Origin of the sequence: Micromonospora sp. NPDC093244 (assembly GCF_040683695.1) — a bacterium.
Classification (GTDB): Bacteria; Actinomycetota; Actinomycetes; order Mycobacteriales; family Micromonosporaceae; genus Micromonospora.
The window spans coordinates 2,028,715-2,049,896 of sequence record NZ_JBFBEO010000001.1 but is presented as its reverse complement, the minus strand read 5'-3'; the positions used below and the strand labels follow the sequence as shown (position 1 = coordinate 2,049,896).

Genomic DNA, 21,182 nt, shown 5'->3' with positions numbered 1-21,182 from the left:
GCCGGCGTCGTGCTACTGGCCCTGGTTGGGCTCCAGGCTGCCGATGGTCAGCCCCGCCGCGTCGGCCGCGGCGTCCCGGTCCCCGCGGGTCTGGTCCTCGCGGCTGAGCAGATTGGCGTACTCGGTGACGTCGGCCGGGTCGGGCACCTCCGGCAGACGGCGCAGGAACGCCTCCACCTCGCGGGTGGCGGCGGTGTGCGCGGCGGCCGCCTGGCGCAGCAGTTCCCGGTCGTCGGCGGGCGGGTAGAGGTCGGTCATGCCCGTCGGTTACCCCGACAACGGCCGTTCGCACCGCCGGCGGCGGATCATCACCCGCCCGGGTGGACTCACACCCCGCTGGGCTGGCGCACACCGAACCCCGGATTGCGCAGCAGCCAGTCCAGGTAGGTCGGATGCGGCGCCAGCGAGTCGGTGTACGCCGCCTTGGCCATCTGCAACACGAGCGGGGCGCTGCGGGCGGCGGGGGAGTCCGGGTGCCAGCCCAGCAGCAGCCGCCACCGCAGCGGGACCCCGGCCAGCCGGCGGGTGACCAGCCCCGCCACCGGCCGGAACGTGGCCTGGCACAACGCCACCGCCACGCCCGCCTCCACCAGGTCGACGCAGCCGCGGATGTCGGTCTCGTACACCTTGCGGGGGGTGAAGCCGGCGCGGGCGCAGGCGGCGGCGAAGCAGTCGCTGAAACAGCCGTCACCGGGCGCCGCCACCCACTGCTCATGACGCAGGTCGCCCAGGCTCACCTCGTCGTGGCCCGCCAGGGGGTGGGTCTCGGGCAGCAGCACCAGCACCGGGTCGACGGACACCTCCCGCCAGCTCAACCCGAACCCGGCCGACGGGCTGGCGTCGCCGCACACCCCCGCCAGCGCGAAGTCCAGCCGGCCGCCCGCCACCAGCTGCGCCAACTCGTCCACGGACCACGAGGCGTACGTGGTGATCTGGGCGGGTGGATGCTCGGCGGCCAGCCGGTGCACCAGCCGGCCCAGGATCGGGCTGTTCACCCCGCCGAACCGGTAGCACGGCGGCGCGTCGCCGGACCCGGCCAGGCGGGCCGCCTCGTCCTGCAACCCCTTCATGGCCGGCAGCAGCACCCGGGCGCGGGCCAGCACCAGCTCACCGAGCGCGGTGGGACGCGCGCCGCGCCGGTCCCTGTCGAACAGCGGACCACCGAGTGTCCGTTCGATCCGCTGAAGCTGGGCGGTGAGCGCCGGCTGAGCCAGGCCGAGCGCCGACGCCGCCTTGGTCACGCTCCCCGTCTCCGCGATCGCGCAGACCACCCGCAGGTGACGCAACTCCAGGTTCATACCGTGACGGTAGGACTACGCCGCAGCCGGCGGAAGAGCCCGAAGGTATCGGTGAGATTGAATGCACGGGCGGGTGTCGCCGCCGGTCACCCGCGCGGCGGCTCCGGCAGGTCCGCCAGGTACGTCGGCCGCCGGGTCACCGCGTCGCGCACCTTGTCCACCACACCCACCGCCGGCTCGACGATCCGGTTCCACGGCGGGGTCGCCGGGGTGCCCGGGTGCGGCCGGGTCGGCGCCGCCTCCTCGGCGATCTCCAGCCGGTTGCCCAGCCTGATCAGCTCCTCGGCGGTGGCCACCTCGCGCAGCTCGGCGACCAGCGCGCCCACCCCCTGGACGTGCCGGCGCACCCGCACGGCGACCTCGGTCACCGTCTCGTCCGACAGCCCCTTGAGGACGCCCAGCAGCGCCGCGTCAGCGTTGATCTCGGCGTCCACCCGCTCGTCCGCGTTCGGCAGCGCGGCCCGCGCCGCCGGCAGCAGGTACTGCTCCTCCGCCGACAGGTGCCGCGACAGAGCGGCGGTGAGCACAGCCAGGCCCTCCTGCGGCGTGCTGTCCGGGCCGGTCAGCTGGTCCAGCAGCGCCAGCAGCTGCTGGTGCTCCCGGTCCACGATGTCGGCGATGCTGCGGCCACCGGGACGGTAGCCCTCGTCGGGCGCGGGCGGCAGCGGCGGCAGGGGAACGGCGGACATGGTGCCCTCCTCGACTGGCGGGCGGAAGCTCCGGCAGGGGACGTACGGTCGACCGCGGCGATACCCGGACACGCTCGCGGCGAAACCGGACCCGTCGATGCGTCCCACCCGCGCCGTCGGTGCGCCGGCCCGTCGGGCGGCTCGGGCTGGTATGAAGAGGCGATGACGAGCGAACCCACAGCGGAGGTCGTGGACCTCTGCCGCGACCTGCTGCGTATCGACACCACCAACACGGGGGACAACGACACCAGCGTCGGCGAGCGCCGCGCCGCCGAGTACGTGGCGGAGAAGCTCGCCGAGGTGGGAGTCGAATCCGTCCTGCACGAGTCCGCCCCGGGCCGGGCGAACGTCGTGGCCCGCATCCCCGGCGCCGACCCGAGCCGGGGCGCGCTGCTGGTGCACGGCCACCTGGACGTGGTGCCGGCCGACGCCGACGAGTGGTCCGTGCACCCCTTCTCCGGCGAGGTGCGCGACGGCTACCTGTGGGGTCGGGGCGCCATCGACATGAAGGACTTCGACGCCATGGTGCTCGCCGTGGTGCGGCACTGGCAGCGCACCGGCGTGCGGCCCCCGCGCGACATCGTGCTCGCGTACACCGCCGACGAGGAGGCGGGCAGCGACTACGGGGCGCGGTTCCTGGTGGAGAACCACCGTGACCTCTTCGACGGCTGCACGGAGGCGATCGGGGAGGTCGGCGGCTTCTCCTACTCGGTCAACGACAGCCAGCGGCTCTACCTCATCGAGACCGCCGAGAAGGGCATCGACTGGCTGCGGCTGCACGCCAAGGGCCGCCCCGGGCACGGCTCGATGGTGCACGACGACAACGCCGTGACCGCCCTGGCCGAGGCGGTCGCCCGGATCGGCAGGCACCGCTTCCCGGTGGTGGTCACCGACACCGTGCGGGCGTTCCTGGAGGAGGTGTCCGACCTGCTCGGCATCGAGCTGGACCCGAACGACCCGGAGACGGCGATCGCCAAGCTCGGCCCGATCGCCAACATCATCGGCGCGACCATCCGCAACACGGCCAACCCGACCCGGCTCAGCGCCGGCTACAAGGACAACGTCATCCCCGGCCGGGCCACCGCCACCATCGACTGCCGCAGCCTGCCCGGCCAGTCCGAGCTGCTGGAACGGCAGCTGCGCGAGCTGGTCGGCCCGGACATCGCCATCGAGTACGTCCAGCGGCAGCCGGCCCTGGAGACCACCTTCGACGGCGACCTTGTCGAGGCCATGTCGGCGGCGCTGCGCGCCGAGGACCCGGGCGCGCGTCCGGTTCCGTACATGCTCTCCGGCGGCACCGACGCCAAGGCGTTCTCGCAGCTCGGCATCCGCTGCTTCGGTTTCGCCCCGCTGCGGCTGCCCGCCGACCTGAACTTCTCCGCGTTGTTCCATGGCATCGACGAGCGCGTTCCGGTCGACGGACTACAGTTCGGCGTGCGGGTTCTCGACCGGTTCCTCCGCACCTGCTAGCCGTGTCCGGTAGCTGCACCCGGCGCGTTACCTCCCCATCGTGAAGGGACTGCCCCACATGACCGACCAGCACGGTGAGCTGGACGCCGCTCTCGAGCGGGTGATCGAAGCGGCCCGTCACCACCTGGCCGCCGTACGTGCCGCGCAGGGCCGCGTCGACGACGACGACGTCTGGCAGGCGTACGTGGCGTTGAACAACGCCTCCTTCGCGTACGACGAGCGTCTGCTCGACGCCTTCGGCGAGGTGACGCCGTGGGACGTCGACTCGATCGACCCGGACGAGGCCGACGAGCGTTTCGGCGGCCCCGAGGGGTCCGAGGCCAGCGACCCGCACCCGCGTGTCATCTCGGTACGCCAGCGCCGCGACTACCGGGTGCCGAGCGTCTCGGCGCTGCTGCGGGTGGCCGAGGCGGCCCGCCGTGAGGGCACCCCGGAGGACGACGAGCCGGCGCCGGTGGAGGGTGTCGGCGAGGCGGTGCTGGAGTTGCTGCAGAGCGGCGACGGCTCACTCGGCGCGCTTGACGTCCCCGAGTTGGAGCCCCTCGACGGGGTGGTCATGGTCAGCGAGGTGGGCACCCCCGTCGACCTGGAGTCGTTCGACGACGACGACGCGGTCGGCCCGTTCCAGCCCGCGGCCGACGACCGGCTGGTCGGGCGGCTCGACGAGCACCCGTTCCTGGAGCTCGACGACGACCACGACCACGCCGGGCACCAGCACTAGGCCGTGCGTCGCCCGGGGCTCACGCGAGCCCCGGGCGGCCGGCCCCCTCAGTACGACAGGCCCGGCTGCGGCTGGTTGACCCGTCGACGGCGCAGCACCACCTGGCGCGTGCCGTCGCGGAACAGCCGTACCCGGGCCAACTCCCATCCGGAGAACTCCGCCTGGATCGCCAACTGCGCCGCGGCGGTCAACCGGTCGACGTTCGGCGGCAGCCGCAGCGGCGCGTACTCGTAGTCCATGCCACCCATGCTGCCCAGCCCAGCGGCCGTTCGCCACCCCTTGCGGGGTGACCGATGCCGCTACCGGCGGGTCAGCTGTCGCGCTCCGGGTAGCCCACCGGGACGGCGGAGACGTCGTCCAACGCGGTGATGATCTCCTCGGGCAGGGTGATCCGTTCCACCTGGAGCGCGCCGAGCAGCTGCCCCACCGTCCGGGCGCCGAGGATCGGCGCGGTCACGCCGGGCCGGTCCCGGATCCACGCCAGCGCCACCTCCAGCGGCGACACGCCGAGCCCGCCGGCCGCTGTCGCCACCGCCTCGACGATGCTGGAGCAGCGCGGCTCCAGGTACGTCGCCACGAACCGCTCGAAGTGCGGCGAGGCGGCCCGCGAGTCCGCGGGCCGGCCGTGCCGGTACTTGCCGGTGAGCACCCCCCGGCCCAGAGGCGACCAGGGCAGCACGCCGAGGCCGAGCGCGTCGCACGCGGGCAGCACCTCCCGCTCGACGCCCCGCTCCAGCAGCGAGTACTCCACCTGGGCGGCCACCACGGGCGCCCGGCCGGGCCAGGCGGTCTGCCAGGCGGCGGCCCGCGCGGTCTGCCAGCCGGAGAAGTTCGACACGCCTACGTAGCGGACCTTGCCGCTGGCCACCGCGTGGTCCAGGGCGGCCAGGGTCTCCTCCAGCGGGGTGTCCGGGTCGTACCCGTGCACCTGGAACAGGTCGACGTGGTCGGTGCCGAGCCGGCGCAGCGACGCGTCCAGGGTCCGCAGCAGGTGCCCGCGGGAGCCGTCCCGGCGCCGGCCGCTGCCCGGGCGCAACCCGGCCTTGGTGGCGATCAACAGCTCGTCGCGGGGCACGAGGGAGCCCAGCAGGGAGCCGATCACCGACTCGGCGTCACCGTCGCCGTACACGTCGGCGGTGTCGATCAGGTTGCCGCCCGCGTCCAGGTAACTCTTCAGCTGGGCGGCCGCGTCGTCGGCGTCGGTGTCCCGACCCCAGGTCATGGTGCCGAGCGCGAGCCGGGAAACCGCCAGCCCGCTTCGGCCGAGCGGTCGCTGTTGCATGGGTGAACCTTATTTCGAACCTGCCGCCACCGATATCCTCGCTCCCGTATCTCTGCCGGTTCTGCCGGTTCCGCCGTCCTGGGCTGCCCTGATGGAGGGGGGACCAAAGGTGTCGAGCCGGTGATCGGGTCCGTTACCGGCATTGCGTAACCTGGTGCGACCTGTGCCACGGATGGGGGAGGACCAGTGCGACTAGGGCTCAGCCTCGGATACCAGACGGCGTGGAGCACGCCGGCCGACCACCTGGCGCTGGCCCAGGAGGCGGACCGGCTCGGCTATTCGGTGGTGTGGGCGGCGGAGGCCTACGGCTCCGACTCGCCGAGCATGCTCGCCTGGATGGCCGGCCAGACCGAACGGATCGACGTCGGCGCGGCGGTGATGCAGATCCCCGCCCGTACGCCGGCGGCCACGGCGATGACAGCGGCCACCATCGACGCGCTCTCCGGCGGACGGTTCCGGCTCGGCCTGGGGGTCTCCGGCCCGCAGGTCTCCGAGGGCTGGCACGGGGTGCGTTTCGCCAAGCCGCTGGGGCGCACCCGCGAGTTCGTGGACATCGTGAAGCTCGCCATCGCCCGCAAGGAGGTGGCGTACGACGGCGAGCACTACACGTTGCCGCTGCCGGACGGCCCGGGCAAGGCGCTGCGCCTGGGCTTCCACCCGCCCCGCGAGCACATCCCGATCTACCTGGCCGCGGTGGGCCCGAAGAACCTGGAGCTGGCCGGCGAGATCGCCGACGGCTGGCTCGCCGTGTTCTACTCCCCGGAGTTCGCCGACGAGCAGCTCGCCTCGGTCGCCGCCGGGCGCGCGAAGGTCGGCAAGGAGCTTGCCGGTTTCGACGTGGTGCCGTCGGTGCCCGTGGTGATCGGCGACGACGTGGCGTCCTGCGCCGAGCTGGTCCGCTGGTACGCCGCCCTCTACGTGGGTGGGATGGGTAGCCGGCAGCAGAACTTCTACAACCAGCTCGCCACCCGGATGGGCTACGGCGACGCCGCCCGCGAGGTGCAGGACCTGTACCTGGCCAAGCGCCAGCGCGACGCCGCGGCGGCCGTACCCATGGAGTTCATCGACCGGACCTCGCTACTCGGCCCGAAGGAGCGCGTCGCCGAGCGGATGCGGGAGTACGCCGCGGCAGGCGTCACCACGCTGTCGGTGTCCCTGTTCGTGGCCGACCGGGACAGCGGTGTGCAGACCCTGCGGACCGTGGCCGAGGCTCTCGACCTCTCGGGAGTCGGCGAGTGACCTGGGTCGAGGCCATCGTCCTGGGCATCGTCCAGGGACTTACCGAGTTCCTTCCGGTCAGCTCGTCGGGGCATCTGCGGATCACCTCGGCGATCTTCTTCGACCGGGACGCCGGGGCGTCGTTCACCGCGGTCACCCAGCTCGGCACCGAGGCCGCCGTGCTGATCTACTTCGCCAAGGACATCTGGCGGATCACCCGGACCTGGCTGGTCGGTATCCGGGACGCGTCGGTCCGTTCCAGCCTCGACTACCGGATGGGCTGGTACGTGATCGTCGGCTCGATCCCGATCGGGCTGTTCGGTTTCGTGTTCAAGGACCAGATCAAGACGGCCGGGCGCAACCTGTGGGTGGTGGCGACCACGCTTATCGTGTTCGCGTTCGTGCTGGCGTTCGCCGAGTACTGGGGGCGGCAGACCCGTACGTTGGAGAACTTCCGGATGAAGGACGGCGTGGTGATGGGTTTCGCCCAGGCCATGGCGCTGATCCCCGGGGTGTCCCGCTCCGGGGGGACGCTCACCGCCGGCCTGCTGCTCAACCTGACCCGGGAGGCGGCGGCACGGTACTCGTTCCTGCTGGCCATCCCGGCGGTGGTGATGTCCGGCGTGTTCAGCCTCGGGGACGTCTTCGAGCCGTCCGCCCCGGGCACGTCGGCGCCGTCGGTGGCGCAGATGATCGTGGCGACGGTGATCGCCTTCGGCATCGGGTACGCGGCCATCGCGTGGTTGCTGCGCTACGTCGCCCACCACACCCTGTACGTCTTCGTCCTGTACCGGGTCGCGCTGGGCACGCTCGTCCTCGCCCTGCTGCTGACGGGCACGATCAGCGCCACCTGATCCGCCCGCGCGTCCGCCGGCCTCCGCCCCCGCCTCGGGGTCGGGGGCCGGTGTGGTTGCGGCGTCCCCTCCACCTCGTATCATTCTGGTCAAAACCCCCTCAGAGCGCACCTAGTCTCTCCCTGTCGGGGTTGACGTCCCGCACAGGACGCGTGGGAGAGGGGCGACAGTGACCGCCAGCGGCGCGAAGCGCGGGCGGGGCAGGCCGCCGCGGCGCAACCTCGTCGCGGTCCTCGCGATCGTCGCGCTCTCCGGCGCGTTCTTCGGCTACGACCAGGGCGTCATCAGCGGGGCGCTGCGCGACATCAGGCAGACCTTCGACGCGAACACGTTCGCCGTCGAGGTGGCGGCGAGTTGGGTGACCCCCGGTGCGTTGGTGGGCGCGCTGCTCGGTGGTCACCTCGCGGACCGGATCGGCCGCCGGGGAGCGCTGTGGGTCGCCGCCGTGGCGTTCGCGGTGGGCACCATCGTCCAGGCGTCCGCTCCGGTGATCGGGGTCATGTTCGGCGCCCGGTTGATCCTGGGTCTGGGCATCGGTGTGGCCTCGGTGGCCGGCCCGATGTACGCGGCGGAGGCCGCGCCGGAACGGATCCGGGGCAGCCTCCTGGCGCTCTACCAGTTCTCCACCACCTTCGCGATCTTCATCGGCTACCTCGCCGACGAACTGTTCGAGGCGGGCGACTCCTGGCGTTACCTGCTCGCGGCGGCGGTGCTGCTGGGGGTGACCCTCGCCCTGGTCACCACCGTGATCCCCGACTCGGCGGTCTGGTACGTGCAGCGGGGGGACAGGCGCCGGGCGGAGGCGTCGCTCGCGGCGACCGTGCCCCGGCAGAAGGTGTCCCAGCGGCTGCACGCCGTCGAGGAGGGTCTCGCGGCCGGCAAGGCGGGGTGGCGCGAGGTGCTCTCGCACGAGTGGCGGCGTCCGTTGGCGCTGGGTGTGGGGCTGGCCCTGTTCCAGCAGCTGACGGGCATCAACGGGATCATCTACTACGCCGACGAGATCTTCTCGGCCGCCGGATTCCACACCCCGCAGGCCCAGTTGGCCGCGACCACCTGGGCCATCGGCGCTGTCGACTCGCTCTTCACGCTTGTCGCGGTCGCCTTCCTGGACCGGCTGGGGCGCCGCCCGCTGCTGCTGGTCGGGCTGCTGGGCATGGCGGTCTCGCTCGCGGTGGTGAGCGTCAGCTTCGCGAAGATGGACCCGGGCGCGCAGGCGGCCGGAGCCACCGGACACCATCCCACCGACGCGGGCATCTTCCTGCTGATCGGTGTGGTCATGTTCGTGGCGTTCTACGCGATGTCGATCGGGCCGACCGCCTGGACGGTCATCAACGAGATCTTCCCGGGCCGCATCCGGGGCCGGTGCGTGGCGATCGCGTCCGCCACGCACTGGGGTTCGGAGTACCTGATCACCCAGTTCTTCCTGACCATGCTCAGCGCCCTGGGGCGGTCGGGGGTCTTCGCGCTCTTCGCCGGCACCTGTGTGTTGGGCTTCCTGTTCATCTGGAGGTACCTGCCGGAGACCAGGGGCAAGACCCTCGAACAGATCCAGCAGATGTGGCAGACCGACGCCCACACTCGGCGTCCGCACCGGGCCGGCGACCGGCCCCGCTGATTCTCGGCTTCTGACCCGCGACGCAGGGGACGAGGGTACGGTCGGGCCGAAGCCGCCCAAAACGGATCTGTTGGACAAAAGCTCATTCCGGTTGAGCGTCAGCGCTCGCCCGGTGGCGAATCCGCTCGGCGGGATGGTGGCTCCCGACCGACCGTCGCAGAAGGACCAGGACAGTGCATCTGACACCACGGGAATTCGACAAGCTGACGATCCTCTCGATGGCCATCGTCGCCAACGCCCGCAAGGCCAGGGGGATCAAGCTCAACCACCCGGAGGCCGTCGCGGTGATCTGCGCCGCCGCGCTGGAGGGGGCCCGCGAGGGCAAGACCGTCGAAGAGGTCATGAACGACGCCCGCAGCACCCTCAGCGCCGACGACGTGATGCCTGGCGTGCCGGACATGCTGCCCATGATCCAGGTCGAGGCGGTCTTCACCGACGGCTCCCGACTGATCACCGTGCACTCACCGATCCAGTAGGAGCACCAGCGCAGAGCGGTCTCCAGGAAGGCGGAGCAGACATGACCAAGCAGCATCCCGGGCCCAACTCGAAGCATCTGCGACCCATCGGCGGCTACATCCTGAGTGACCAGCCGCTGGAGTTGAACGAGGGTCGACCGGTGACGGAGGTCGTCGTCCAGAACACCGGCGACCGACCGATCCAGGTCGGCTCGCACTTTCACTTTTTCGAGGTCAACCGCATGCTCGCGTTCGATCGCGAGGCGGCCTTCGGTAAGCGGCTGAACATCCCCGCGACGACGTCGATCCGTTTCGAGCCGGGCGACAAGAAGACGGTGCAGCTCGTCCCCTTCGGCGGCCTGCAGCGCGTGTACGGGTTCAACGGGCTGGTGCAGGGGTGGACCGGCAGCCAGTCGGCTCCGAGCTACCGGCCGGACCGGACCGAGGCGATCCACAACGCCAAGACCCGGGGCTTCAAGTTCGGCCCGGAGAAGCAGGACGAATCCAAGGGCGACAAAAAGTAGATCCACTATCCCGGCAGGGCTGCCAGCCTCGGGCAGGAGATGATTCGATGAGCCAGATATCTCGGCAAGAGTATTCGGGAATGTTCGGCCCGACGACGGGCGACCAGATCCGGCTGGGCGACACCGACCTGTACATCGAGATCGAGAAGGATCTCCGGGTCCTCGGCGACGAGGTGATGTACGGCGGGGGCAAGACCCTGCGCGACGGCATGGGCGTACATAACCAGTACACGAACGCCGAGGGCGGCCTGGACCTGGTCATCACCAACGTGACGATCGTCGACGCGACCCTCGGCGTGGTCAAGGCCGACGTCGGGGTCAAGAACGGCAAGATCGCCGGCATCGGCAAGGCCGGGAACCCGAACACCATGGACGGTGTGACCCCCGACCTGGTCACCGGGCCGGGCACCGAGGCGATCTCCGGCGAGCACCTCATCCTGACCGCCGGTGGCATCGACGCGCACGTGCACCTGGTGACGCCGTTCCAGGCGCAGGCGGCCCTGAGCAACGGCGTGACCACCCTCTGGGGTGGCGGCACGGGACCGACGGACAGCACCAACGGCGTCACCATCACCCCTGGCCCCTGGAACATCCAGGCGATGATGCGGGCCTTCGAGACCATCCCGGTCAACATCGGCCTGATGGCCAGGGGTAACAGCACCGGCCGCGCGCCGCTTGTGGAACAGATCATGGCCGGCGCGCCGAGCTTCAAGATCCACGAGGACTGGGGTGCGCCGCCGGCGGTGATCCGGGCGTGCCTGGACGTCGCCGACGAGTTCGACGTGCAGGTGAGCATCCACACGGACACCCTCAACGAGAGCGGCTACCTGGAGGACAGCGTCGCCGCGTTCGAGGGCCGGACGATCCACACCTTCCACACCGAGGGCGCCGGTGGTGGACACGCGCCGGACGTCATCAAGATCGCCAGCCAGATGAACGTGCTGCCGAGCTCGACCACGCCGACGGTGCCGTACGGCATCAACAGCCAGGCCGAGCTGTACGACATGATCATGGTCTGCCACAACTTCAACCCGAAGGTTCCCTCCGATGTGGCCTTCGTGGAGAGCCGCATCCGGACCGAGACGATAGCCGCCGAGGACGTCCTGCTCGACGAGGGCGTCATCTCGATGATGCAGAGCGACTCGCAGGCCATGGGACGCGTCGGGGAGACGTGGCTGCGGACCATCCAGCTCGCCGGGCAGATGAAGACCGCGCGCGGCAAGCTCGCCGAGGACTCCAGCGCCAACGACAACTTCCGGGTGCTGCGGTACGTCGCCAAGATGACCATCAACCCGGCCATCACCCAGGGCATCTCCCACGTGGTGGGCTCGGTCACCCCGGGCAAGATGGCCGACCTGGTGCTCTGGGAGCCGGCCTTCTTCGGCACCAAGCCGAAGATGGTCCTCAAGGGCGGCATGATCGCCTGGTCGATCATGGGCGACCCGAACGCCTCGCTGCCGACGCCGCAGCCGGTCTACTACCGACCGTCCTTCGGCGCGATGGGCAGCCAGCTCGCCAAGAACTGCGTCACCTTCGTGTCCCGCGCCGCACACGAGGCCGGAGTCGCCGAGCAGCTCGGCCTGCAACGGCAGGTCATGCCCGTGTACCGGACCCGGAGCCTCACCAAGCGCGACATGGTCCGCAACGACCGGACCCCGAAACTCGAGGTCGATCCGGAGACCTTCGCGGTGACGATGGACGGCGTGCACGCGACAGTGCCGCCGGCCCGGAACCTGCCCCTGAGCCAGCTCTACTTCTTCAGCTGAACCCGGAACGCCCGCGCCGCCCTGCGCGGTCGCGGCGCACCATGGAAAGGAGACGCCCGTGCTCGTCGAATCGGTGCTGGGCAACATGAACGAACCGGACTGGACGCTCCGGCTGAGGGAAGCGCGCATCGACGACCTGGTCCTGGACCAGTGGGACGCCCAGAAGAGCCGCATCCGCAAGATGACCAGTTCCGGGGCGGAGCTGTCCGTCGCGCTGGCCCGGGGGGTCCGGCTGCGCGACGGCGACATCCTCGCCTGGGACGACCTGAGCGCCACAGCGGTGGTGGCCCGGGTGCAGTTGGGCGAGGTGATGGTGGTCCACCTCGACCAGTTGCGTGGCGAGTCGGCGGAGCTGCTCATCCGCTCGGCCGTCGAACTCGGTCACGCGATCGGCAACCAGCACTGGCCGGCCGTGGTGAAGGGCACCAAGATGTACGTGCCGCTGACCGTGGACCGCAAGGTCATGGACTCGGTGATGCGCACCCACGCGTTCACCGGCATCACCCACGAGTTCGTCCCCGGCACCGAGGTCATCGCGTACCTCGCGCCGCACGAGTCCCGGCGGCTGTTCGGTGGCGCCGACTCGACGCCGCACTCCCACCTTCCCGCCGACCTCAACTGAGAGGGGCCGGGACGGTGCGCACGATGGCGGAGACCCTGAAGCTGCTGCAGTTCGGTGACTCGGTCTTTCCGGTCGGGGCCTTCTCCTTCTCCAACGGGCTGGAGATGGCCGTCGAGCACGGCGTCGTGCACGACCGGACCACTCTTCAGGACTTCGTCCGGACGGTCACCCGGCTGGCCGCCACCGGAGACGGGGTGGCGCTGCTCGCCGGTCACCGGGGCGCCCGCGCCGGCGACCTCGACCGGATCCGGCAGGCCGACGAGGCCGTGCACCTCCGCAAGATCAACGAAGAGATGCGCACCATGTCGGTCCGGATGGGCCGCAAGCTGGCCGAGGCCTCGACCCGGATCGTCGGCGAGACGCTGCTCAAGAAGCGGATCGACGAGTCGGCAAACGGCGTGCCTGTCACCTACCCGGTCGCGCTCGGCGTGGTCTTCGCCGACCTCGGCGTCGGCGAGGAGGAGGCGTTCGCGGCGCACCAGTACGGCGCGGCCTCGACGGTGCTCAGCGCCGCCATCCGGTTGATGCGGGTCGACCACCTCGACGCCCAGTCGATCCTGTTCGCGGTCAACGAGCGGGTCGCCGACGACTACCGCGAGGTGCGCACCGCGAGCCTCGACGACATGCAGACCTTCGGACCGCACGCCGACGTGCTCGCCGCCGCGCACCAGCACGTGCACGTGCGGATGTTCATGAGCTGAACCGCATTTCCCAGACACGGAGCAAGGAAGGACAGGTCACGCATGAAGTCGGCAAGTCGTATCGGAGTGGGCGGCCCGGTGGGCAGTGGCAAGACCGCGATCATCGAGGCGGTCGTGCCACGACTCGTGGAGAACGGGCTGCGAATTCTGGTGATCACGAACGACGTGGTCACCACGGAGGACGCGAAGCACGTCCGGCGGGCGCTCACCGGCGTCCTGGTCGAGGAGCGCATCATCGGGGTGGAGACCGGGGCCTGCCCGCACACGGCCGTGCGGGAGGACCCGAGTATGAACCTCGCCGCCGTGGAGGACATGGAGTCCAAGTTCCCGGACAGCGACGTGGTGCTGATCGAGAGCGGCGGTGACAACCTCACTCTGACCTTCAGCCCCGCCCTCGTGGACTTCTTCATCTACGTCATCGACGTCGCCGCCGGCGACAAGATCCCGCGCAAGAACGGGCCGGGCATCTCCAAGTCCGACATCCTCGTGATCAACAAGACGGATCTGGCGCCCTACGTGGACGCCGACCTCGACGTCATGGCCCGCGACGCGGAGCTGATGCGCAACGGCAAGCCCGTCGTGTTCACCAACTGCAAGACGGGTGAGGGCGTCGACGAGCTGGTCTCGCTGGTCCGCCGCAACGCGCTCTTCGACGCCGAAGTGGTCGCGTGACCTCACTGGACACCGCCCGGGAGCTGGCGCCGTACCAGGACCAACCGGCCCAGCTACCCGCGGCGTCCAACGGCAAGGTCGGGATCCTGCGCCTGGGGTTCGAGCGGCGCGGGGACCGCACGATCCTGCGCGACCTCTTCCGGCAGTCGCCGCTGCTGGTGCAGCGCGCGCTCTACTGGGACGAGGAGATGCCGGACCTGCCCTGCGTCATGATCCTCACCACCTCCGGGGGCGTCCTGCAGGGGGACCGCCTGCACCTGGACGTCACCCTGGCGGCCGGCAGCCAGGCGCACCTGACCACCCAGGCCGCGACCAAGATCCAGCAGATGGACGCGAACTACGGGACGCAGGTCCAGCGGTTCACCCTGGGCGAGGACACCTACCTGGAGTTCCTCCCGGAACCGACGATTCCCTACCGGGCCAGCCGGTTCGTCACCGACAGCCGGGTGTGCCTGCCGGAGAGCGCCACCATGCTGTACGGCGAGATCCTGCAACCCGGGCGCAAGCACTACCGCGACGGCGAGCTCTTCGCGTACGACCTCTTCTCCTGCTCCCTGCGGGCGGAGCGTCCCGACGGCCGGGCGCTGTTCGTGGAGAAGTTCGTGGTGTCCCCGAAGGAGTTCGGCGTGGCGCGGGTCGGGGTCATGGACCGCTTCCACGTCTTCGGCAACGTCGTGCTGCTCACCAACGCCGAACGGGCGGCGCGGGTCTTCGAGCGGACCTCGACACCGGTGTGGGACGAGCGGACCCCGCTGGCCAGCGCCGTCGGCCGGCTGCCGAACGACGCGGGTCTCATCTTCAAGGTCCTGGGTCAGGAGACCGAGCCGGTCCGCGCCGCGGTACGCGCCTTCTGCGTGGCCGCCCGCGAAGAGGTGACAGGCCGGACCTTCCCGCAAGCGTTCAGCTGGCGTTGACATGGCGAGGAGACGTCCGTGACCGCAGTGGCGCACAGGTGGGACAGGCTGGGTGACGGCAACCCGCTGGTCGGGTTCGTCGACGCCTGCCTGCGCGGGCCGGCGCAGGTCGTCCTGCAGAACAACCCGCTCACCGGCGTCCTTGTTCTCGTCGCGGTCGCCTGGGGTGCGTTCGAGAACGGGCAGCCACGGGTCTTCGGGGGAGGCGTCGTCGGCCTCGTCGTCGGCACCGCTACGGCGCTCGCCCTGCGGGTGGACGAGGGCTCCCTGCGCAAGGGGCTGTTCGGCTTCAGCCCGTTCCTGACCGGCCTCGCCGTGCCGACGTTCCTCGACGACCGGCCGCTGATGTGGCTCTACCTGGTGCTCGGCGCGATCGGCACGACAATCGTCACCCTGGCCCTGAACGCGATCTTCAAGACCTGGGGGCTGACCGCGTTCACCATGCCGTTCGTGCTGACCACCTGGGTGCTGCTGCTGGCCGCGTACCAGTTCGACCGCTTCACGGTGCTTACCAACCTCAAGCCGATGTTTCCCGGTGAGGGGCAGCTGACCGGTGGCCGCTTCGACTGGGACCTGATTCCCACCTTCCTGCGCGGAGTGTCCCAGGTCTTCCTCATCGACAGCTGGGTCACCGGGTTGATCCTCCTGGTCGCGCTGCTTGTCAACTCCCGCTGGTCGGCGCTCTTCGCGGTGCTCGGCAGCGTCGTGGCGACCCTGCTGGCGCTGTGGTTCGGCGCCGACGCGGCCTCGCTGGACAAGGGCCTGTTCGGTTTCAACGCGGTGTTGACGGCGATCGCGGTGGGCGCGGTGCTGCACCGCCCCGGCGCGCTGGTGACCCTCTACACCCTCTTCGGCATCGCCCTGACGCTGTTCGTGCAGATGGCCCTGGCCACCGTGCTCACCCCGCTGGCCATCCCCGTCCTGACCGGACCGTTCAACCTCGCCACCTGGCTGCTGCTGCTGCCCAAGCGGCACTTCGCGCCGATACCCAACCACGAACGCGCCAGGGAGACCATCGTCTCGACGGTGAAGCACTCCGTCTGACCGTACCGAGAAAGAGGTGAGTTCCCATGCTCGCTCAGCAAGCGGTCAACTCCGGCGACACTGCCTGGGTGCTCGTCTGCACAGGCCTGGTGCTGTTCATGACCCCGGGCCTGGCCGCCTTCTACGGCGGGATGGTCCGCACCCGCAACGTGCTCGCCATGCTGCAGCAGAACATGATCGCGTTGGGCGTCGTGAGCCTGACCTGGGTGCTGGTGGGCTACACCATCGCCTTCGGCGACGACGCCGGCAGCGGCCTGCTTGGCAACTTCGAACTCTTCGGACTCAGCAATCTCGGGGTGCCGCCCGCGCCGCACCTGCACGTCGTCGCCGGCCAGGTGACCGTTCCCACCCTGGCGTTCGTGGCGTACCAGATGATGTTCGCGGTGATCACGCCCGCGCTGGTCACCGGCGCCACGGCCGGCCGGCTGAAGTTCCTCGGCTGGGTGGTGTTCCTGGCCGTGTGGTCAATCGTGGTCTACGCGCCGATCGCCCACTGGCTCTGGCACCCGGACGGTTGGCTGGCCCGCTTCGGCACCCAGGACTGGGCCGGCGGCATGGTGGTGCACGCCTCGGCGGGCGCCGCCGTCCTGGCCGTCCTGCTCGTCGTCGGCCGTCGCCGGGGCTGGCCACACACCGCCGCTCCGCCCAACTCCATCCCGTTGACCATCCTCGGGGCGGGCATCCTGTGGTTCGGGTGGTTCGGCTTCAACGGCGGTGACGGGCTCCAGGCCAACGGCGTGGCCGCCCAAGCGGTGATCAACACTCACCTCGCGGCGGCCGCCGGCATGCTCGTCTGGCTGGTCGCCGAGCGGGCGAAGGACGGCCACAGCACCGTCGTGGGCGGCGTCTCCGGCGCCGTCGCGGGCCTCGCGACGATCACCCCGGCCGCCGGGTACGTCAACACGCTCTCCGCCATCGCCATCGGCGCGATCGCCGGCATCGTCTGCCACACCGCCCTGCGCCTGAAGTACCTGCTGCGCCTCGACGACGCGCTCGACGTCCTCGCCGTGCACTTCGTCGGCGGCATGCTGGGCTCGCTGCTTGTCGGGTTCTTCGGCAACAGCGGCACCAACCCGCTGGGCAAGGACGGGCTCTTCTTCGGTGGCGGCGGATCGCTGCTGTGGCACCAGATCGTCGGTGTGGTGGTCGTGGTGGCCTTCTCGTTCGTGCTCAGCTGGCTGATCGCCGCCGCCGTGCAGGCGGTCCTCGGGCTCCGCGCCCCCGCCGACACGCAGGACGACCTCGACCACGCCCAGCAGGGCGCCGACGCGTACCACCTGGGCGGCGTCGCGGCCCTCAACGGCACCGGCGCGCCCGAACGCCGCCGCCGGACCGGCGGCGACCGCCCCGCCCCCCGACCCGCCGGGACCAACCCTCCCGGCCAGCCGGCTCCGCCGGCCCGGCTGGTCACCGCCACGGTGGACCCGGCGCGGCTGCCGACCACCCGGGAGCTGCGCGAGGCCCTGCTCGGCGCGGGCGCCACCTCCATCGTCGTCTTCGACGCCACCGTCTCCACCGCCGAGCCGGCGGCCCGGGCGCTGCCCCGGGGCTACTGGCAGGACCAGGACCTGCTGGACCGCGCCCGGATCGAGGTGGTCGTACGCCAGGGGGCGGTGCCCGCGGTGCTCGACGTGCTGGACGGGTACGGCGCCGACCGCTCGGACAGCTTCGTGCAGGACGTCCAGCGCGCCACGGACGTCAGGTGACGTGCCGCGCGAGGTTCGCGCCTGCCGGCGGCACCCGTGGTCGGGGGCAGGTCATAGGGTGATCCCGTGGCGACCCTTCTGCTTCTGCGACACGGCCGGACCACCGCGAACGCCGACGGTGGGCTGGCCGGCCGTCAGCCCGTCGAGCTGGACGACACGGGCCGGGCCCAGGCGACCGCCGTGGGCGAGCGCCTGCGGGCGGTGCCGCTCGCGGCGGTGGTGACCAGCCCGCTGATCCGCTGCCGGCAGACGCTGGAGCTGGCCCTCCCGCAGGCCACTCCGGTGGTGGAGGAGGGGCTGATCGAGTGCGGCTACGGCACCTGGGAGGGGCAGCCGCTCAAGAAGCTGGCCAAGGAGCCGCTCTGGCCGGTGGTCCAGCAGCACCCGAGCGCGGCGGTGTTCCCCGACGGCGAGGCGATGGCGGCGATGGCGGCACGGGCCGTGGCGGCGGTGCGCTCGTGGGACGCCCGGGTCAGCGCCGAGCACGGGCCCGAGGCGGTCTGGCTGGCGTGCAGCCACGGCGACGTGATCAAGGCGATCGTGGCGGACGCCCTCGGCGTACACCTGGATCTTTTCCAGCGGATCGTGGCCGACCCGGCGTCGGTGACCGCGATCCGGTTCACGCCGCTGCGGCCGTTCCTGGTCCGGCTCAACGACACGGGCGGCGACCTGGCCGCTCTGGTGCCGCCGCCGCGCAAGCGGCGCCGGCGGGCGGCGCGCGGCGCCGACTCGGACGCCGCCGTCGGCGGCGGGGCAGGTGCGTCCCGGTGAGCCGCGTCACGACGCCCCGCCGCAGCTCCCCGGTCGCCGCCACGCCCGGCCGTGACCCCTGGTACGCCGGGCGCGCCGCCCCCGCGGCGATTCGGGTCGGTGGGGTGCGCGGCGCCCTGGCGGGCCGGATAGGGTCGTGGGTATGACCCACCAGGTGCACGCCTTCGAACCGCCGGAGCGGTTCGTCGCCGGGACCGTCGGGCCGCCGGGGGAGCGCACGTTCTTCCTCCAGGCCCGCGGCGGCGGCAGGCTGGTCAGCGTCGCGCTGGAGAAGGTCCAGGTTTCCCTGCTCGCCGAGAAGCTGGAGGAGCTGCTCACCGAGGCGCAGCGTCGCTTCGGGGTGGACCTGCCCGAGCTGGCGCCGGTGATCGGCGACAACGAGCCGCTGGACACTCCGGTCGACGAGGAGTTCCGGGTCGGGACGCTCGGGCTGGCCTTCGACGTCGACACCGCGACAGTGGTGATCGAGGCGATCGCGGCGGGCGAGGTCGAGCCCGAGGTCGAGCTGGGCGACGAGGACGACGACGAGGACGACGAGGACGACGACGAGCCGGACGAGGACCTGGACCGGCTCCGGGTCCGACTCACCCCGCAGGCGACCCGCCAGTTCATCGAGCGGGCGCGACGCGTGGTGAACGCGGGCCGGCCGCCGTGCCCGCTGTGCGGCCAGCCGTTGGATCCCGCCGGGCACCTCTGCCCGCGGCACAACGGTTACCACCGGTGACCTCGTCGGGCCTCCAGCCTCGCCAGGACGGTGACGCCGCGCTGCGGCTGCTGCGCGACGGCGTGCTCGAGCTGGAGGGCCGGCTGGTCGACGCGTCGAACACGACGTTGCGCGGCATCCTGACGCTCGACGGCACCACGGCCCGCTGCGTCTACAAGCCGGTGCGCGGGGAGCGCCCGCTGTGGGACTTTCCCGACGGCACCCTCGCCGGCCGCGAGGTGTCGGCGTACCTGGTCTCCCGGGCCACCGGCTGGGATCTGGTGCCGCCGACCGTGTTGCGCGACGGCCCGTTCGGCCCCGGCTCCTGCCAGCTGTGGATCGACGAGCCCCAGGACGCCGAGCCGCTCGTCGGGTTCCTGCCCGCCGGCGAACTGCCGCCGCGCTGGTTCCCGATCGCCGCGGCACGGGACGACGACGGCGCAGAGTACGCCCTCGCCCACGCCGACGACCCGCGGCTGGCCCGACTCGCCGTCCTCGACGCGGTGATCAACAACGCGGACCGCAAGGGCGGCCACGTCCTCGTCGGCGACGACGACCGGATCTACGGCGTGGACCACGGGGTGTGCTTCCACGTGGAGGACAAGCTGCGCACGGTGCTCTGGGGCTGGGCCGGCAGGCAGTTGCCACCGGACGCCGTGGAGATGCTCGACGGGCTCGCCGGGCAGTTGTCCGGGGCGCTCGGCGCGGAGCTGGCCGATCACCTGACGATCAGCGAGGTCGCCGAGCTGGCCGCCCGCGTGGACAACCTGCGCGACACCTGTCGCTTCCCGCAGCCGCCGGAGGACTGGCCGGCGATCCCCTGGCCCCCGATGTGACACCGCTGTCATCTTGATCACCCGTGCGGCGACCCGGGGTCGTCGTGGGGCTGGCTAGGCTGAGGCCATGGAGTCTTGGGCGGGACATGAGGTGCCACGGCTGCCGGGCAGGGGCGAGCCGTTGGCGTTGTACGACTCGGCGCGGCAGACGGTCGAGCCGAGTGTGCCGGCCGACGCGGGCAGCATGTACGTCTGCGGCATCACCCCGTACGACGCCACCCACCTCGGCCACGCCGCCACCATGATCACGTTCGATCTGGTGCAGCGGATGTGGCGCGACGCCGGCCGTCCGGTGCGCTACGTGCAGAACGTCACCGACATCGACGACCCGCTGCTGGAGCGCGCCGCCCGCGACGGCGAGGACTGGGTGGTCCTGGCGATGCGGGAGACGGCGCTGTTCCGGGAGGACATGGAGGCGCTGCGGATCATCCCGCCGGAGCACTACGTGGGCGCGGTGGAGTCGATCCCGGACATCGTCGACAAGGTCGAGATGCTGCTCAAGGACGGCGCCGCGTACCGCCTCGACGACGGCACCGGCGACGTCTACTTCGACATCTCCGCCACCGGCAGGTACGGCTACGAGTCCAACCTGACCCGCGAGCAGATGCTGGAGATCTTCCCGGAGCGCGGCGGCGACCCGGACCGGGCCGGCAAGCGCGACCCCCTCGATCCGCTGCTGTGGCGTGGCGCCCGCGAGGGCGAGCCGTCCTGGCCGGGCGGGGAGCTGGGCGAGGGCCGCCCCGGCTGGCACATCGAGTGCGCGGTGATCGCCCTGAACCTGCTCGGCGACCGGATCGACGTGCAGGGCGGCGGCAACGACCTGCTGTTCCCGCACCACGAGGCGTCCGCGGCGCACGCCGAGCAGCTGACCGGCCAGGCGCCGTTCGCCGAGCACTACGTGCACGCCGGGATGATCGGCCTGGACGGCGAGAAGATGTCCAAGTCCCGCGGCAACCTGGTCTTCGTCTCCCGGCTCCGCGCCGACAAGGTCGACCCGATGGCGATCCGCCTGGCGCTGATGTCGGGGCACTACCGCAGCGACCGCACGTGGGCCGACGAGCTGCTCACCGCCGCGCGGGAGCGGCTGGACCGCTGGCGGCGGGCCGCCGCCGCGCCCGCCGGGCCGTCCGGGGCAGCGCTGCTGGCCGAGGTACGCGAGCGCCTCGCCGACGACCTGGACACCCCGGGCGCCCTGGCGGCAGCCGACCGCTGGGCCGAGGCGACCCTGTCCGGCGCCACGGATGATCCCGAAGCACCCGCACTCTTCGCCGCCACGGTCGACGCCCTCTTGGGCATCCGCCTCTGACCGCCGCGCCCCGGC

At 71.3% G+C, this 21,182-nt stretch carries 21 protein-coding genes and 2 pseudogenes; 18 read left to right on the top strand and 5 right to left on the bottom strand.

Features of this window, described 5'->3' with window-relative positions; genetic code table 11:
* Positions 1–12 precede the first annotated feature (12 nt).
* The 3 genes from AB0N27_RS09270 to AB0N27_RS09260 all read right to left on the bottom strand — a co-directional run bounded on the left by AB0N27_RS09270 (position 13) and on the right by AB0N27_RS09260 (position 1,987).
* Positions 13–258, bottom strand: a complete 246-nt coding sequence (locus AB0N27_RS09270; protein WP_139587700.1) for a hypothetical protein — start codon at positions 256–258, stop codon at positions 13–15.
* 68 nt (positions 259–326) lie between these two features.
* On the bottom strand, positions 327–1,298 hold the full coding sequence (locus tag AB0N27_RS09265) for a LysR family transcriptional regulator (RefSeq protein WP_364365535.1): 972 nt from the start codon (positions 1,296–1,298) through the stop codon (positions 327–329).
* Between the two features lie 86 nt (positions 1,299–1,384).
* Complete coding sequence (locus tag AB0N27_RS09260) at positions 1,385–1,987, bottom strand: hemerythrin domain-containing protein (RefSeq protein ID WP_364365532.1); 603 nt, start codon at positions 1,985–1,987, stop codon at positions 1,385–1,387.
* Positions 1,988–2,149: 162 nt separating this feature from the next.
* On the opposite strand from AB0N27_RS09260, the gene AB0N27_RS09255 reads away from it, so the two are divergent.
* Both AB0N27_RS09255 and AB0N27_RS09250 read left to right on the top strand, forming a co-directional pair.
* Positions 2,150–3,457 carry a M20/M25/M40 family metallo-hydrolase gene (locus AB0N27_RS09255; protein WP_139587697.1) on the top strand — a complete coding sequence of 436 codons (1,308 nt, stop codon included), beginning with the start codon at positions 2,150–2,152 and terminating at the stop codon, positions 3,455–3,457.
* A gap of 58 nt (positions 3,458–3,515) precedes the next feature.
* Positions 3,516–4,178 carry a hypothetical protein gene (locus tag AB0N27_RS09250; protein ID WP_364365528.1) on the top strand — a complete coding sequence of 221 codons (663 nt, stop codon included), beginning with the start codon at positions 3,516–3,518 and terminating at the stop codon, positions 4,176–4,178.
* Positions 4,179–4,225: 47 nt separating this feature from the next.
* On the opposite strand, the gene AB0N27_RS09245 is transcribed toward AB0N27_RS09250, so the two are convergent.
* Positions 4,226–4,417 carry a DUF5703 family protein gene (locus tag AB0N27_RS09245; RefSeq protein WP_053655860.1) on the bottom strand — a complete coding sequence of 64 codons (192 nt, stop codon included), beginning with the start codon at positions 4,415–4,417 and terminating at the stop codon, positions 4,226–4,228.
* A gap of 71 nt (positions 4,418–4,488) precedes the next feature.
* On the bottom strand, positions 4,489–5,460 hold the full coding sequence (locus tag AB0N27_RS09240; protein WP_357990096.1) for an aldo/keto reductase: 972 nt from the start codon (positions 5,458–5,460) through the stop codon (positions 4,489–4,491).
* Between the two features lie 186 nt (positions 5,461–5,646).
* On the opposite strand from AB0N27_RS09240, the gene AB0N27_RS09235 reads away from it, so the two are divergent.
* The 16 genes and pseudogenes from AB0N27_RS09235 (at position 5,647) to mshC (ending at position 21,167) form a co-directional block, all read left to right on the top strand.
* Positions 5,647–6,699, top strand: coding sequence for an LLM class F420-dependent oxidoreductase (locus AB0N27_RS09235; RefSeq protein WP_364365520.1), 1,053 nt, complete (start codon positions 5,647–5,649; stop codon positions 6,697–6,699).
* Positions 6,696–7,532: an undecaprenyl-diphosphate phosphatase gene (locus AB0N27_RS09230; protein WP_364365517.1), complete on the top strand. Its 837-nt coding sequence runs from the start codon at positions 6,696–6,698 to the stop codon at positions 7,530–7,532. Before AB0N27_RS09235 ends, AB0N27_RS09230 begins: the two co-directional genes overlap by 4 nt.
* Positions 7,533–7,695: 163 nt before the next feature.
* A pseudogene (locus AB0N27_RS09225) lies at positions 7,696–9,147 on the top strand (sugar porter family MFS transporter); the annotation flags it as partial.
* Between the two features lie 173 nt (positions 9,148–9,320).
* Entirely contained in the window at positions 9,321–9,623 is a 303-nt protein-coding gene (locus tag AB0N27_RS09220) for an urease subunit gamma (protein ID WP_364365514.1), read from the top strand.
* A gap of 41 nt (positions 9,624–9,664) precedes the next feature.
* Positions 9,665–10,000, top strand: a pseudogene (locus AB0N27_RS09215) (urease subunit beta); the annotation flags it as partial.
* Between the two features lie 173 nt (positions 10,001–10,173).
* Positions 10,174–11,892, top strand: a complete 1,719-nt coding sequence (locus tag AB0N27_RS09210; RefSeq protein ID WP_364365511.1) for an urease subunit alpha — start codon at positions 10,174–10,176, stop codon at positions 11,890–11,892.
* Between the two features lie 58 nt (positions 11,893–11,950).
* The gene (gene ureE / locus AB0N27_RS09205; protein WP_364365508.1) at positions 11,951–12,514 is read left to right on the top strand and encodes an urease accessory protein UreE; all 564 of its coding nucleotides are present in this window, start codon (positions 11,951–11,953) and stop codon (positions 12,512–12,514) included.
* A gap of 23 nt (positions 12,515–12,537) precedes the next feature.
* Positions 12,538–13,215 carry an urease accessory protein UreF gene (locus AB0N27_RS09200; protein WP_364365505.1) on the top strand — a complete coding sequence of 226 codons (678 nt, stop codon included), beginning with the start codon at positions 12,538–12,540 and terminating at the stop codon, positions 13,213–13,215.
* 42 nt (positions 13,216–13,257) lie between these two features.
* Complete coding sequence (gene ureG / locus AB0N27_RS09195) at positions 13,258–13,887, top strand: urease accessory protein UreG (protein ID WP_030332796.1); 630 nt, start codon at positions 13,258–13,260, stop codon at positions 13,885–13,887.
* Positions 13,884–14,801 carry an urease accessory protein UreD gene (locus AB0N27_RS09190; protein WP_364365501.1) on the top strand — a complete coding sequence of 306 codons (918 nt, stop codon included), beginning with the start codon at positions 13,884–13,886 and terminating at the stop codon, positions 14,799–14,801. The genes ureG and AB0N27_RS09190 overlap by 4 nt, the downstream gene beginning before the upstream one ends.
* An 18-nt stretch (positions 14,802–14,819) precedes the next feature.
* Positions 14,820–15,845, top strand: coding sequence for an urea transporter (yut, locus tag AB0N27_RS09185; RefSeq protein WP_364365498.1), 1,026 nt, complete (start codon positions 14,820–14,822; stop codon positions 15,843–15,845).
* Between the two features lie 26 nt (positions 15,846–15,871).
* Positions 15,872–17,551: an ammonium transporter gene (locus AB0N27_RS09180; RefSeq protein ID WP_364365495.1), complete on the top strand. Its 1,680-nt coding sequence runs from the start codon at positions 15,872–15,874 to the stop codon at positions 17,549–17,551.
* 66 nt (positions 17,552–17,617) lie between these two features.
* Positions 17,618–18,322: an MSMEG_4193 family putative phosphomutase gene (locus tag AB0N27_RS09175; protein WP_364365493.1), complete on the top strand. Its 705-nt coding sequence runs from the start codon at positions 17,618–17,620 to the stop codon at positions 18,320–18,322.
* Between the two features lie 142 nt (positions 18,323–18,464).
* On the top strand, positions 18,465–19,046 hold the full coding sequence (locus AB0N27_RS09170; protein WP_030332806.1) for a DUF3090 domain-containing protein: 582 nt from the start codon (positions 18,465–18,467) through the stop codon (positions 19,044–19,046).
* On the top strand, positions 19,043–19,861 hold the full coding sequence (locus tag AB0N27_RS09165; protein ID WP_364365490.1) for an SCO1664 family protein: 819 nt from the start codon (positions 19,043–19,045) through the stop codon (positions 19,859–19,861). The genes AB0N27_RS09170 and AB0N27_RS09165 overlap by 4 nt, the downstream gene beginning before the upstream one ends.
* A 67-nt stretch (positions 19,862–19,928) precedes the next feature.
* Complete coding sequence (gene mshC / locus AB0N27_RS09160) at positions 19,929–21,167, top strand: cysteine--1-D-myo-inosityl 2-amino-2-deoxy-alpha-D-glucopyranoside ligase (protein ID WP_364365487.1); 1,239 nt, start codon at positions 19,929–19,931, stop codon at positions 21,165–21,167.
* The last annotated feature ends 15 nt before the right edge of the window (positions 21,168–21,182 follow it).